Genomic DNA, 13963 nt, shown 5'->3' with positions numbered 1-13963 from the left:
TAAATTATTAAATGCCTCTTGTAGGGGTAGAAAGGTAATAAATTATATGAAAAAGTTTTTTTCAACTGTACTTAGTCTTATTTGCATTTGTGGCTTAGTTGCATGTTCGAGTGTTAAACAGCCTAATAAGCAAAATGACTTAAATCAAACATCTGTTGCAGAGAAAAAACAAGAGCCGAATTCAGCCAATGACAAAATGACGGAACTTACTTTTTGGCATTCGATGGATGGAGCTTATGCGGAGGTGTTGAATCGTCAAGTTAAGACTTTCAATGAAGGAATCGGCAAAAAGAACAACATACATGTCACAGCTGTTTTCCAAGAGTGGCCGGGTACAAACGCTTTAACTATGGCCATGTCTTCCGATGATATTGCTAATATGCCTGATATAATTCAATTGTACGCTGAGAATGTCAGCTTAATTCGTAATTATAAACGGACTGTTTGGGCCGAAGATATGTTTGCTAAATATTCTGAGTTAACTAAAAAGCAGGATTTGTTAGCCAATACAATTTCTTCATATTCTATAAAGGGGAGAATGATAGGTGTGCCTTACAATATATCTGCTTTGTTGATGTATTATAACGAAGATTTATTTGATAAAGCAGGTATAAAAGAAGTTCCCAAAAATTTAGCAGATTTAGCCCAAGCTATGAAAGAACTTAAGGATAAAACAAATGTTAAACATGCTCTTAATGTACAGGTAAGTCAGTTTGAATTGGAAAACTGGATTGCAACACAAGGAAAGAAAGGTACTTTCTTTGGAAATAATGATAGTGGACATGCAGGACCTTTGAATAAATTTGCTGCTGCCGAAAACGGCTCGCTTACTTCCTTCTTGAAAGCATGGCAAAACATTGTTTCTACTGATGCCTATAAGCCACAGAATGATAGTATAAAAGAAGAGTTTGCTAATAAAGACAGTGCAATTGTTATTATGACCAGTTCACGTATTCCGGCAATGAAGAAACTAATTGGTGATAAGTTTAAATGGAATGTCGCTCCTATACCTACCGTTAATGCTGATGATAAACAGGGAGCTTTTCCTAGCGGTGCCGGTCTGTACATTATTAATCGTGATGATAAGAATAAGGTTAAAGCAGCATGGATTTTTAATCAATTTATGATTAGTAATGAGGCACAATCAATGTGGTTAGAAAAGACGGGTTATGTTCCGGTTAATCAAAAAGTTTTAGAGTCTGAAGCGTATAAAAAAGCGCTGACAGATAATCCACAAATTGCAGTTGCTTTCAATACGTTGAAAAACACAGGCGAAAATGTTGTTTCTGCTTTTGTTCCGGCTCAAAATATTGTTAATAAGATTATTAAAGAAACAATGTTGAAATTTGGCAAGCACGAAATAAGTATGGATGAAGCACAGACTCAATTAGCTTCCGGTGTTCAGAAAGCTTTTGATGAATATTACAAATTGAATCCGGAATCATAGATAAATCTTCTTAGTATGTGTTAGAATTATTTGCCTCAATAGTAATATTGCTATTGAGGCCTTCATGTTTCTTAGAGGTAGCGTGTGCAAAATAAAGGAATAGTTATAGATTGTGATCCCGGATTAGATGATTTATTAGCTTTATGTGCAGCAGCATATTTTTTCCCACATAGAGTTAAAGGAATTTGTAGTACATATGGTAATACTAATGTAGAACAAACGTTGCGTAACAGTCTTATGGCTTTGAAAATTTTACCTCAAATCAATTGTTCTATTTACAGGGGTGCTGCTTGTGCCGATTTTTCCGGTATAAATACTAAATTAAAGTTAAATTGGCAGGGATATGGTGATAATGACGGTTTATGCGGTGTACAATTAACTACTTTGTTAGAACAAAGTAAAGTGGATTTATTTAAGGACTTTGAAGCAGGTAAAAAATCACTAACTAATTTAAATCCTGAAATAAGAGATATTACTGAATTAATTGTAAAATTGAAAGAAAAAAAAGACGGATATGATCTAATTTCCATTGCACCTCTTACAGATATTTCTGCACTTTATCGAGCAATGTCAAATGAAAATTTTTCCATCTATACTCTAGGAAGCTACTTTAATCTTTGCCCTGTAGAACGAGCAAGATTAAGTTATAACATAAAGTTGGATCCGAATGCGGCCAATAAAGTATTTACCGAATGTCCAAATTTAACAATTACAGGTTTGGATATATATGGTAATTGGTCAGAGCATGATTTTTTTAAATTGTTTAATGCATCAACTAAGATAAATACGGTATCTTCCCGATTATTAAGAAATTCCGTATTTGCTTATAATTGCCATAAAATGGATGCATCGGCGTTACTTGTGGATAGCTTACCGATATTTGCTATTGCTCATCCGGAATTATTTACGTGGACCTATGGTACAATCAAAGTAATAGCTGAAAACTATCCGAATGTTGATTTTATGCAATTTCAAGTAGAAGAATTTATTTCTGAAATTGATAAAAAAACTAAGGCTAAAGTTGCTACCGGAATAGATTTATCAGCGTTTATAGATTATTGGTTAGAGATAATATGCAAAATATAGTAAGTATGATCATAAATTCAACTGTACAGTATTTTTATACGGCGGTTGGATAAAATTTATGATTTCATTTACACTTACAACTAAACTGAAGGAGTACCAAATGACAGCACAGGAAAGATTGGAACAATGTTATACAAGCGTGCGGGAACGCTTACCATTTCTCCCGAAAGTCGGCCTGATTTTAGGCTCGGGCCTGGGAGATTTGGCAGAAAAACTCGAAATTGTCGCTTCTATACCGTACAGCGAGATAGCGAACTTCCCTATCTCGACCGTAGCCGGGCATAAAGGCCGTTTCGTTTTTGCCTATATCGGCGAAGTACCGACAGTAATCATGCAGGGACGAGTCCACTATTATGAAGGCTACAGCATGGAAGAAGTCGTTTTGCCGACCCGCCTGATGCACCTTATGGGCGCAGAAACCCTTTTCTTGACCAACGCGGCCGGCGGCATCAACCCTGAATTTGCAGTCGGCGATTTCATGCTCATAACCGACCAGATAAGCTCGTTCGTTCCATCCCCTCTAATCGGCCCCAACGCCGATAAATTAGGCGAGCGCTTCCCCGATATGTCGCAGATTTACGATCTTGAATTGCAGAACTTAATCAGCAAAACGGCGCAAAATAAGGGTATCCGCCTGCAGAAAGGCGTATATTTGCAGACAAGCGGCCCGAACTTCGAAAGCCCGGCAGAAGTCAGAATGTACAGCATGTTGGGAGCAGACGCCGTGGGCATGAGCACGGCCTGTGAAGCTTTAGCGGCCAACCACATGAAAATGCGAATTTGCGGTGTTTCCTGCATCTCCAACTTGGCAACCGGCATTTCAAAAGTTCCTTTGAGCGATGATGATGTCAAAGAAATAGCGAACAAAGTCGGCGCACAGTTCCAAGAACTGGTTTTAAGTGTCATCCGTCAAATGGCTTAAACGTGCGCGAAACTGCCCGCGAAAATTGCCGCTTGAAGCTTGAGATTTGAAGTCGCCCCCCAAGCGACCCGAAAGTCGGCTCGAAAGTCGCCCCCCAAGCGGCTCAAAAGTCGCCCCCAAAGCGACCCGAAAGTCGCCTCCAAAAGCGCCTCCAAAACCGGCCCTAATCACCCCAAAATCGGCCGAAAAGAAGAAAGAAGTAACATGAGAATCAGATTTTACAATGCCCGCATCATCACCTTTGCCGAACAACAAACGACAGGCGAATTGGACCGAAATATCATTGACGGCGAATTGTGGACCGAAGACAACAAAATTATTTATGTCGGCAAAACACCCGCCGAGCTGTCAGGCTCAGCGCAAGACCCGGCAAGAGCAACTTTACCGCCATTCAATCGGGAAATAGACGTTCAGGGCAACTTAATTCTGCCCGGCTTCAAAGACGCCCACACCCATTCCGCCATGACCTTCTTACGCTCCTATGCCGACGATTTACCGTTATTGGATTGGCTCCACCAACAGGTTTTCCCGTTAGAAGCCAAACTGCAGCCGCAGGACGTATATTGGTGCAGCCGCCTCGCCGTGCTGGAGTACTTGAGTTCCGGCATAACGACAATTTTTGACATGTATTTTTATCCGGAGAACTTTGTTCAAGCGATGATAGACTCGAACTACAGAGCAGTATTGGTATCCGCTTTGAATAACTTTTATTCTTCCGTCGCTAACATGGAAGAGGAATATCACCGCTACAACAACACTAACCCGTTAATCTCGTATTTCCTCGGTTTCCATGCCGAATATACAACGTCTCTTGATTTGCTGCGTCAAATCGCCGCCTTAGCGAACAAATTGCAGGCGCCCGTGTATATGCACAGTTCCGAATCGGCGCAGGAAGTAAAGGACTGTTTGAGCCGCTACGAGCTGACACCGACAGTTTTATTCGACCGCCTCGGCATTTACAACTATGGCGGCGGTGCTTACCATTGCATCCACATGAGCGACGAAGATTTGCGGATTTTCAAGGAGCGCAAATTATCTATCGTCACCAATCCCGCCTCTAACTGCAAACTTGCTTCCGGCATAGCCCCCGTTTGCAAAATTCTGGAGCAAGGCATCAATTTGGCTATCGGCACGGACGGCCCGGCGAGCAACAATGCGCTGGATATGTTCCGCGAAATGTTCCTTGTGACAGCTTTGGCCAAAATTCGGGAAAAAGACGCTGCCTGCGTGCCGGCGCAACAGGTTTTGCAAATGGCGTGCGTCAACGGTGCCGAGGCTTTGAACTTAAAGGCGGCAAACAGCCTTCAAGTCGGCAAACTGGCCGATTTAATCATTCTGGACTTGCAGCAGCCGAACATGCAGCCTTTGAATAATATTGTCAAAAACGTGGTTTACAGCGGCAGCAAAAGTAATGTTCTGTTGACTATGGTTGACGGCAAAATCCTTTATGAAAAGGGACAATACGCTGCCAATTTTGATGTCGAACGTATTTATTATGAAGTCAACAAAGTTATTAAGAGGGTAAAATCTTAAGGCGATAAAAAGTTTAAAATCCGACAGACAGAGTGATGAGCAACTTCCTGCCGCCGCTCTGCCTGCCGACCGCTAATCTCTCGCCTGAACACCCGACAGGCAGAAATTAATAAACAATAAACTGCCGGAAGCTCGCCTGAGCCTTTACAGACGGCAACTTATCCTTTAGAATAACAAGAAATGCGGAGGGATGATTATGCCGAGAAGAGAACTCAACGGGCGCACGACAGCAGCTGCAGTTTATATCTCCAATCACATAGGCGATTGGACGGCGGCGCATTTTCCCTTTGTCGATACAGTTAATAACAGGACTGAGTTGATGGTTTTATCATCGTTCAGTCCTTTATTTTTGCCTTGCAGCCGAGTTTGCATTGCTGCTAATCGGGTATACCGCCGCTACGGCAATTGTTTCCTCGAACAAATGCAAACTCCAATTCAGATTCATATGAACAATAATTATAAAAAAGCAATAGAAGGAAATGATTTTTTCATTTCCTTTTTTTTAGGAGGAAAACATGCAGAAAATCAGAAGTTTGGTAACTAACGCCGACTTAAGCCCCGCAGAAATGCTCGAAATAGTTAAATCGGGCGCAGCGATTGCGGCAGAACCGGCCAAGTATGCGGACGTTTGCCGCGGCAAAGTTTTGGGCTCACTTTTCTTCGAACCTTCAACCAGAACCAGATTAAGTTTTGAAGCGGCCATGTTGCGCCTGGGCGGCAGCGTCGTAACTATTCCCGAACCTAACGTTTCTTCGACGACTAAAGGCGAAAGCTTGAAAGATACCATTCGCACGGTTGCCTCTTACACCGATGTTATCGCCATGCGCCACCCGCATGAAGGTGCCGGTACTTTAGCGGCGGAAGTCAGCTGCGTGCCTTTCATCAATGCCGGTGACGGCGGCCATCAGCATCCGACTCAGACTTTGACGGACTTATTGACCATTTATGAGAATCGACACAGCTTGGAAAATTCCGTCGTCGGTTTGTGCGGCGACTTGAAATTCGGACGCACGGTTCACTCTTTGGTCAAAACTTTGAGCCAATTCAAGAACAACCGCTTCATCTTCATCTCCCCCGAAGAATTGCGCATCCCCGACTATTTACGCCTCTATCTGGACGAAAATCATATCCCTTATCAGGAAGTAAACAAATTGGAAGACGTCATCGCCGACTTGGACATCCTTTACATGACTCGAGTCCAGAGAGAGCGCTTTTTCAACGAGGCTGATTATGTCCGTCTGAAAGACAGTTACATTCTGAATCAAAGCAAATTGCTGCAGGCGAAAAAAGACATGATTATCCTGCACCCTCTGCCGCGCGTCAACGAAATAGCGGAAGAAGTGGACAGTGACCCCAGAGCGCAATATTTTGCCCAGGTCAAATACGGCATGTATGTTCGCATGGCCTTAATTAAGTTTTTGTTGGAGGAAAAATAATGTTACAGGTAAACAGCATCACAAACGGAGTAGTAATTGACCACATCAAAGCCGGTTCGGGCTACAAAATTTTCCAACTGCTGGAATTGGACAAATGCGGTGAAAGCGTCGCTTTACTGATTAACGTGGATTCCTGCAAAGAGGGGAAGAAAGACATGATTAAAATCGAACAGGCGCACGATATTGATTACAGCGTTCTGGGCCTGCTTGACCCGAACATTACAATCAACGAAATTGCCGGCGAGAAAATTATTCGCAAATACAGCGTCAAATTGCCGACGGAAGTTTACGATTTTATCAAGTGCAAAAACCCCCGCTGCATCACCAACCATCAGAATATCGGCAACCGCTTCAGCCTGCTGAGCGCAAGTGCCGGTTTGTACAGCTGCCATTATTGTGACAATTTATATAAGTGCGGAGGTTCGCAGTGCTGACTGTTATTAAAAACGCCCGCTTGGTCGACAGCGAAATTGACCGCCAAGGCTCGCTTCTGTTGCAGGATGAACGCATAATCGCTACCGGTTCTATCGACGCTTTCAGTGCCTTGGAAGCGGAAGCTGCAGTCATAGATGCACAGGGTCAAACATTGATGCCGGCCTTTGTCGACCTGCACGCCCATTTTCGTGACCCGGGCTTGACTTACAAAGAAGACTTACTAACCGGAGCGCAGGCAGCATTAGCCGGCGGTTACACGGCAGTCAATTTGATGGCGAACACCAAACCCGTATGCGATACAAGCGAGAAGCAGGCGGCCGTTATGCAAAGAGCGGCAGCCTTGGACTTAATCGACATTTATCAGGCACAGGCGATAACTGTCAATATGCAGGGAGAAGAATTAACCGATTTCAGCAGCTCCCTGACTCCGTTATTATCCGATGACGGCAAAGGCATTGCCGACGACAAACTTATGTACAAGGCCCTCGAACAAGCAGCAGCGAACGGCAAAATATTACAGTTGCATGAAGAAAATCCGGAATTTGCCCCCGATATTACCGGCTTAGCTGAAGAAACCATGGTCGCCCGCGACTTAACTTTGGCAGCTGCCGCAAAAGCACCTGTCTACCTTTGCCATATCAGCACGGCTAAAGCCTTGAAAATGGTGGAAATTGCCAAACAAAACGGCGTGCAGGTGATTTGTGAAGTTACGCCGCATCATCTGGCCTTGGCCGATAACCCCTACAAAGTCCATCCGCCGCTAAGAAGCGCTGCAGATTGTCAAGCTTTAATCGATGGTATCAGAAAGGGCACAGTTGACATTATCGGTACCGACCATGCCCCGCACAGCGAAGCGGACAAAGCAGCCGGCGCTCCCGGTTTAGTCGGTCTGGAAACGGCCTTCAGCGTTTTATACACCGTCCTGGTAGAAGAGAATAAAATCAGTCTCTCAAAGCTGTCACAGCTGCTAAGCTTGCGCGGCGCAGAAATCCTTAACTTGGAACAAGGCCGAGTTTTACCGGGCTACAAGGCGAATTTGACTCTGGTCGACTTAACGGCAAGCCGGACAATCAAACCGGAGAAATTCCATTCTAAAAGTCATAACACCCCCTTTGCCGGCCGCACATATCGGGGAGAAATCCTCTGGACGATGCATAACGGCAAAATTAAATGGAGAAAGGAAACGGACAAATGAGTTACATCAGCCGCAAATTATACGAAACTATCCGCGAAAAAGGTTTTGTTTGTGTCGGCCTCGACAGCCACATGGACTATATCCCGACTTATATCAAGAAAAAGTACAACAATGATCCGGAAGCCTGTTTAACGGCATATAATCAGGCTATCATCGACGCTACAAGCGACATCACCGCCATTTACAAATTACAGATAGCTTACTACGAGGCTAACGGCATTGCGGGACTTAAAGCCTACCGCAACACTTTGCAATATCTCAAACAACACGAATTGCTCAGCATCGGCGACATTAAGCGGGGCGATATAGCAGCCACGGCCAAAGAATATGCAAGAGCCCATTTTGACGGCGAATTTGCCGCCGACTTTGTGACCTTAAACCCTTATATGGGCCTGGACAGCATCACGCCTTATTTGGATTACCTCAAACGGGGCGACAAAGGCGTTTTCGTTCTGTTAAGAACGTCCAACTCCGGCGCTGAAGATATAGAATGTCTCGACTATCAGGGCAAACCGCTGTATTTTCATATCGGCGACGCTTTGCAGGAATTAACAGCAGAATTTGACAACGAACCTTATTCACCCTTGGGCCTGGTTGTCGGCGCCACCCACGCTGAAGAAGCAAGCGAAATCAGACAGCGCTACAGCAAGCAGTTCTTCCTCCTCCCCGGTTACGGCGCTCAGGGAGCCAAAGCCGAGAATATCAGAAATTATCTGACGGATTTTAACGGCGGCGTGGTCAACTCTTCCCGCGGCATTATTAAGTACTATCAAAAATTCGCCGACGGTGACACGACAGAGGCAAAATTTGCCAACTACACGCGCGAAGCTGTCATCAAAATGCGTGAGGATATTTATGGCGCATAAAACAGCTTATGAAAAAGTGGAAATTATCGGCAATTATCCGATTGCCGGCGAAGTTTACGAGTTGACCGTAGCCTGCAAAAGAGAAGTACAGCCGGGACAATTTTTCATGCTTAAAGGATTCAGCGACATTAACATGCTGCCCCGTCCCATAAGCATCAACACCTGTACCAAAGATACTTTGACTTTTCAGTATGCAATAGTAGGCAAAGGCACGAAAGAACTGGCACTCAAAAAAAGCGGCGATTATTTGGAAATCTTGGGCCCTTTGGGCAACGGCTTTCTCCAAGAAGAACTGAATTTACCGCATTTGCCGCACCGAAAGATAAAAATAGCGATGGTCGCCGGCGGTATCGGTATCGCTCCCTTTCGTTATCTCAGCCAAAAATTGGCAGCTGTTAAAAGCAAGTTGCCGGCCGACTTGCAGGACAATTTACAAGTTGATTTGTACGCCGGATTTAGAAGCGAAATTTACGGTATTACCGGTATGGAAGAATACGTCGACCATATCCACATTGCCACCAATGACGGAACTTGCGGCCATCGCGGCTACATCACCGAAATTTTGCCGGCAGATTATGACTATATTTACGCCTGCGGCCCGACAGTCATGCTGCGCAGCTTACAGCAGCAAGCTTTCAAAGGCCAACTGTATCTTTCTTTGGAAAATCGCATGGCTTGCGGCATCGGTGCCTGTTTAGCCTGCAGCTGCCGGACAACAGCAGGGATGAAAAGAGTCTGCAAAGAAGGCCCGGTTTTTGCGGCAAGAGAGGTGTGTTTATGAGTTTGGCAGTAGATATTTGCGGTGTTAAGTTGAAAAATCCGATTATCGCCGCTTCCGGCACCTTCGGCTTCGGGCAGGAATACGCCGATTACTTCGATTTGAACGTCTTAGGCGGCATAGCAAGTAAGGGTCTGACTTATTACGGCAAGGACGGCAACAGCGGTATTAGAGTCTATGAAACGGCAAGCGGCATTATGAACAGCATCGGCCTGCAAAATCCTTCCGTCGAGACTTTCATCCGGGAAGATTTGCCTTTCATGCAACAATTTTCGGCTGAAATCATCGTCAATGTCGGCGGTGCGGCCTTGGAAGATTACCTTTTGTCCATCGACCGTTTGCAGCAAACATCCGTCAGAATTATCGAATTGAATATTTCCTGTCCCAATGTCAAAGAAGGCGGCATGGCTTTCGGCATAAAGTGTGAAAGCGCCTATGAAATTGTGCGGCAGGTGCGGGCCCATACGGATAAAATCCTGATGGTGAAACTTTCACCCAATGCCGAGAACATCAAAAAGATGGCGCAAACTTGTGTAGAAGCAGGAGCCGATTGCCTATCTTTGGTTAACACTTTCAACGCTTTGGCGATTGACGTCAAGCGGCGCAAAGCCGTGTTCGACAACATCACCGCCGGCTTATCGGGAGCCTGCATCAAACCGATAGCCTTACGCATGGTGAGAGAGGTTGCACAAACTGTAAACGTGCCGATTATCGGGATCGGCGGCATCAGAACTTATGAGGATGCTTTGGAATTTATCATGGCGGGAGCTTGTGCCGTTCAAGTCGGAACAGCCAATTTCCTGGATTTACAGACCATGCCGAAAATTATTCACGGTCTGGAAGAATATATGCAAAGAGAGCATTTGACCGACTTAAGTGAAATTAGAGGAATAATATAGCAAAAAAGAGCTGCAAGTAGCAGCAGAGGAGGAAACTTTAAGTAATCAAAACCATTGCTAAGGGTGATTAAACATGTTAAAATATACTTATAGAGTATATTGCTATGAACACATCTAATATCACTAACAACAAAAAACGATAATCGTCAGATTGTTATTTATGCCAAAGTATCTACAAGAAACTTTCGTAAGTAAAAAAACAAATAAAAGGGGATGAGGAAATTGCTGAAGAGCTTCAAAACGGAAATAAATCCGACAGTCGAGCAAAAAATCAAGATTAACAAGACTATCGGCACTTGTAGATACGTTTACAACTTCTATCTTGATCATAACAAAGCTTTATACGATAAAGGTGAAAAGTTTATGACCGGCAAGAGCTTTAGCGTCTGGCTCAATAATGAGTACATTCCTAATAACCCTGAAAAAGTCTGGATTAAAGAAGTGTATGCAAAAGCTGTAAAAAAGTCTATTGAAGATGGCTGTACTGCATTTACAAGATTTTTTAAACATCAAAGTGCTTTTCCTAATTTCAAAAAGAAAGGTAAATCTGATGTAAAAATGTATTTCGTAAAGAACAATCCTAAAGATTGCAGCTGCGAGAGACATAGGTTGAACATACCAACTTTAGGTTTGGTACGCATTAAAGAAAAAGGCTATATACCGACAACTAAAGACGGCTGGAAAATCAAAAGCGGTACAGTATCCATCAAAGCGGGCAGATATTATGTGTCGGCTCTTGTGGAAATGCCTGCCGCTAAGATTGCTGATAACAGCAATGACGGTATAGGAATTGACCTTGGATTGAAAGACTTGGCGATTGTTTCTAATGGTAAAACCTATAAAAATATCAACAAGTCGGCAAGAGTTAAAAAGTTAGAAAAGAAATTGCGCCGAGAACAAAGATGTCTCTCACGCAAGTATGAGAATTTAAAGAAAGGAGAGTCCACTCAAAAGAATATACAAAAGCAAAAGCTTAAAGTGCAAAGAGTTTATCATAAAATGGATAATATCCGTACTGACTATATCAACAAATCAATAGCCGAGATAGTGAAAGCCAAGCCGTCTTATATAACTATTGAAGATTTGAATGTATCAGGAATGATGAAGAACAGACATCTATCCAAAGCCGTTGCATCACAAAAGTTCTATGAATTTAGAACTAAGCTTAAAGCAAAGTGTGATGAAAAGGGTATTGAATTAAGAGTCGTAGACAGATGGTATCCATCGTCCAAAACGTGTCACTCCTGTGGAGCTATTAAGAAAGATTTGAAGCTTTCAGATAGAATATACCGTTGTGATTGTGGCTATGTCGAGGATAGGGATTTTAATGCAGCACTTAATCTGAGAGATGCTTTAACTTACGAAGTTGCATAATGAAAGCAAACGTAAGTATGTACTGTGGGCTATCGCAGGAATTTACGACTGTGGAGTGTACAAGAACTTGTGAGTAGCGCATTGTTTACAATCGCCAAAGCATACACGTTGAAGCAGTAAGAAGTATCCGCAAGGACTTCAATTTCTCGATGTGGTTGAGTATATTTCAACACATTTTGAGTGGCAGGAATTATGGAACAAGTATTGGAGTTGTTGAAAAAAAGTGAGAGCTTACTGGAGGGGCATTTTTTACTGTCTTCCGGCAAGCACAGTAATCGTTATATTCAGTGCGCCAAAGTCTGCATGTACCCGGAGCGCATTGCCGCAATCTGCCAAATAATCAAGGGTAAGTTACAGGCGGACAATGTGCAGGTTGATTGTGTTGTCGGACCTGCGATGGGCGGTATAATTGTCGCTTACGAGCTGGCAAGAGCCTTGGATGTGCGCGCTATGTTCACCGAGCGGGAGAACAATATTATGACTTTGCGCCGGGGCTTCCAAGTACATAAGGGCGAGAAAGTGCTGATTGTAGAAGATGTTGTCACCACAGGCAAATCATCTTTGGAGAGTATCGCTGTCTTAAAAGAACAGGGAGCGGAAATTGTCGGTATTGCCTCTATTGTTGATAGAACCAACGGCAAGTTGCAAGCGCCGTATAAGTTGTATCCGGCTATCAGTCTACAAGTTCAAGCTTACGATGCGAGCGAGTGTCCTTTGTGCGCCGAGGGAAAATTGCAGTTAGTGAAACCCGGCAGCCGCAAAATGCCTTTAGTTTAAGTACGTTTGTTACTTGTGAAAAAAGTATCCCGCTATTCTTAATTTACATCGCTAAGTACGGTGCTAAGGAGAGGAGGCGGGATGATTTTTTTGCCGGGAAAATTTTACCGTGTCGACTACAGTGTCGGCGCAAAAACCAATAATTGCCCCGGCTGATTATCCAAGGTGTAATCCGTCACGACTTTGGAGCCGTAGCGCAGGTGCAAATCAACAATTTGAACTTTAATTGTTCGACTTTCACTTCCGGCCTCCGATTGCTTGTAAAGTATATATAAATGTTCACCCTGTTTATGTGCTTGCACGAAATGACCGTTCGGTTGCAATGTATACAGTTCTTTTTCCAACTTGCCGGCAGCAGATAGAGGCTGTATTTTGTTGCCGATTAAAAGATGTAGTTTTTCATTGAATTCAAAAAGGGTATCAGCTTCTTCCGGTAAATAGATTTTTTCGTTTAATTTCAATGTTTCGGAATCATAAATGTGAATTTCTTTATGAATAGCGTTCCTATCTCCGCTTAAACAATATAACTTTCCGGCACAGGCTATGACGTCTTTATATTTATGCTCAGCTTCAGTCTCGTAAGTAGTAGCCGTTTTCGCTTGCAAATCTACAACGGTTAAGGCGCAGGCAAAATTACCGTCATTTTTAACGGCAGCCCCGACAATATATGCTTTTCCCCCGTTGACAACTGCTTTTTGGGCAAATAGCGGAATTACCTTTTGGAAAAGTAAATTACCCGCTAAATCTTGAACAACCAAAAGGCTTTGATATCCTTCTTTTGTCATATTACCGTTCATTACGGAAATCAATTGGTCCTTGCCGTAACAAATGGCTGTTACGCCGCTGTAAGCGGGATTATCAAGTAGATGGAATTGTTTTTGCCCTTTTTCTGTAATTTCCAAAAAGTTATTTGCCCGCTCGCCGGCAAACAAAATCCGCCCGGAAGTTAAAGCAACTTTGCTTATATCCTGTAAGTTCAGCCTTTCTTTGCTGATTAAATCATTTGTGCGACTTATGAGCGAAAGTTGAGCACCTTTATTAAGCATGCTTGAACTCATCAAATAATAAGCCGGCTTAGGCTTTAAACTCGGAGCGGATAAATTAACGTTTGTCAGGTAACGGTAAGCAAGAATAGAAATTGCACAGCTTAAAATAAAGAGGACGTTTAGTATTATTAACTTTGTTTTAGCTTTTTCAATTTTAGGCATTCCGTTC

Annotated in this window: 14 protein-coding genes; 13 read left to right on the top strand and 1 reads right to left on the bottom strand. The window is 43.3% G+C overall.

The features are described from left to right. The first annotated feature begins 46 nt into the window (after positions 1-46). The 13 genes from PYS60_RS05920 to pyrE all read left to right on the top strand — a co-directional run bounded on the left by PYS60_RS05920 (position 47) and on the right by pyrE (position 12748). Positions 47-1447, top strand: coding sequence for an extracellular solute-binding protein (locus tag PYS60_RS05920; RefSeq protein ID WP_315568437.1), 1401 nt, complete (start codon positions 47-49; stop codon positions 1445-1447). Positions 1448-1531: 84 nt separating this feature from the next. Next, on the top strand, positions 1532-2533 hold the full coding sequence (locus tag PYS60_RS05915) for a nucleoside hydrolase (protein WP_315568436.1): 1002 nt from the start codon (positions 1532-1534) through the stop codon (positions 2531-2533). Between the two features lie 100 nt (positions 2534-2633). Beyond that, positions 2634-3455, top strand: coding sequence for a purine-nucleoside phosphorylase (locus tag PYS60_RS05910; protein WP_315568434.1), 822 nt, complete (start codon positions 2634-2636; stop codon positions 3453-3455). A gap of 204 nt (positions 3456-3659) precedes the next feature. Continuing rightward, the gene (locus PYS60_RS05905) at positions 3660-4988 is read left to right on the top strand and encodes an amidohydrolase family protein (protein WP_315568432.1); all 1329 of its coding nucleotides are present in this window, start codon (positions 3660-3662) and stop codon (positions 4986-4988) included. Positions 4989-5184: 196 nt separating this feature from the next. Further along, positions 5185-5532, top strand: a complete 348-nt coding sequence (locus PYS60_RS05900) for a hypothetical protein (RefSeq protein WP_315568430.1) — start codon at positions 5185-5187, stop codon at positions 5530-5532. Then, a complete protein-coding gene (gene pyrB / locus PYS60_RS05895; RefSeq protein ID WP_315568428.1) occupies positions 5504-6424 on the top strand; it encodes an aspartate carbamoyltransferase in 921 nt (306 codons plus the stop codon). Before PYS60_RS05900 ends, pyrB begins: the two co-directional genes overlap by 29 nt. After that, entirely contained in the window at positions 6424-6858 is a 435-nt protein-coding gene (locus tag PYS60_RS05890; RefSeq protein ID WP_315568426.1) for an aspartate carbamoyltransferase regulatory subunit, read from the top strand. Before pyrB ends, PYS60_RS05890 begins: the two co-directional genes overlap by 1 nt. Then, complete coding sequence (locus tag PYS60_RS05885; protein WP_315568425.1) at positions 6852-8054, top strand: dihydroorotase; 1203 nt, start codon at positions 6852-6854, stop codon at positions 8052-8054. The genes PYS60_RS05890 and PYS60_RS05885 overlap by 7 nt, the downstream gene beginning before the upstream one ends. Beyond that, entirely contained in the window at positions 8051-8920 is an 870-nt protein-coding gene (gene pyrF / locus PYS60_RS05880; protein ID WP_315568423.1) for an orotidine-5'-phosphate decarboxylase, read from the top strand. Before PYS60_RS05885 ends, pyrF begins: the two co-directional genes overlap by 4 nt. Further along, complete coding sequence (locus tag PYS60_RS05875; protein ID WP_315568421.1) at positions 8910-9701, top strand: dihydroorotate dehydrogenase electron transfer subunit; 792 nt, start codon at positions 8910-8912, stop codon at positions 9699-9701. The genes pyrF and PYS60_RS05875 overlap by 11 nt, the downstream gene beginning before the upstream one ends. Then, positions 9698-10597 (top strand): dihydroorotate dehydrogenase, encoded by a 900-nt coding sequence (locus tag PYS60_RS05870; RefSeq protein ID WP_315568420.1) that lies wholly within the window; start codon positions 9698-9700, stop codon positions 10595-10597. The genes PYS60_RS05875 and PYS60_RS05870 overlap by 4 nt, the downstream gene beginning before the upstream one ends. Positions 10598-10819: 222 nt before the next feature. Then, the gene (locus PYS60_RS05865) at positions 10820-11971 is read left to right on the top strand and encodes an RNA-guided endonuclease InsQ/TnpB family protein (RefSeq protein ID WP_390866558.1); all 1152 of its coding nucleotides are present in this window, start codon (positions 10820-10822) and stop codon (positions 11969-11971) included. Between the two features lie 192 nt (positions 11972-12163). Beyond that, positions 12164-12748 carry an orotate phosphoribosyltransferase gene (gene pyrE, locus PYS60_RS05860; RefSeq protein WP_315568417.1) on the top strand — a complete coding sequence of 195 codons (585 nt, stop codon included), beginning with the start codon at positions 12164-12166 and terminating at the stop codon, positions 12746-12748. 116 nt (positions 12749-12864) lie between these two features. Here the strand turns inward: pyrE and PYS60_RS05855 are convergent, their stop codons facing one another. Then, positions 12865-13956, bottom strand: a complete 1092-nt coding sequence (locus PYS60_RS05855; RefSeq protein WP_315568416.1) for a hypothetical protein — start codon at positions 13954-13956, stop codon at positions 12865-12867. Positions 13957-13963: the final 7 nt, after the last annotated feature.

The sequence above is a fragment of the Amygdalobacter indicium genome (genome assembly GCF_029101545.1).
GTDB lineage: Bacteria > Bacillota > Clostridia > Saccharofermentanales > Fastidiosipilaceae > Amygdalobacter > Amygdalobacter indicium.
The sequence above is the reverse complement of the archived record's forward strand: the minus strand, read 5'-3'. Positions and strand labels throughout refer to the sequence as shown.

Bases quoted from the DNA above. Each gene is read 5' to 3' on its own strand.
- PYS60_RS05920 (WP_315568437.1), top strand. From the start codon at position 47: ATGAAAAAGTTTTTTTCAACTGTACTTAGTCTTATTTGCATTTGTGGC.
- PYS60_RS05910 (WP_315568434.1), top strand. From the start codon at position 2,634: ATGACAGCACAGGAAAGATTGGAACAATGTTATACAAGCGTGCGGGAA.
- PYS60_RS05905 (WP_315568432.1), top strand. From the start codon at position 3,660: ATGAGAATCAGATTTTACAATGCCCGCATCATCACCTTTGCCGAACAA.
- PYS60_RS05900 (WP_315568430.1), top strand. From the start codon at position 5,185: ATGCCGAGAAGAGAACTCAACGGGCGCACGACAGCAGCTGCAGTTTAT.
- pyrB (WP_315568428.1), top strand. From the start codon at position 5,504: ATGCAGAAAATCAGAAGTTTGGTAACTAACGCCGACTTAAGCCCCGCA.
- PYS60_RS05890 (WP_315568426.1), top strand. From the start codon at position 6,424: ATGTTACAGGTAAACAGCATCACAAACGGAGTAGTAATTGACCACATC.
- pyrF (WP_315568423.1), top strand. From the start codon at position 8,051: ATGAGTTACATCAGCCGCAAATTATACGAAACTATCCGCGAAAAAGGT.
- PYS60_RS05875 (WP_315568421.1), top strand. From the start codon at position 8,910: ATGGCGCATAAAACAGCTTATGAAAAAGTGGAAATTATCGGCAATTAT.
- PYS60_RS05870 (WP_315568420.1), top strand. From the start codon at position 9,698: ATGAGTTTGGCAGTAGATATTTGCGGTGTTAAGTTGAAAAATCCGATT.
- pyrE (WP_315568417.1), top strand. From the start codon at position 12,164: ATGGAACAAGTATTGGAGTTGTTGAAAAAAAGTGAGAGCTTACTGGAG.
- PYS60_RS05855 (WP_315568416.1), bottom strand. From the start codon at position 13,956: ATGCCTAAAATTGAAAAAGCTAAAACAAAGTTAATAATACTAAACGTC.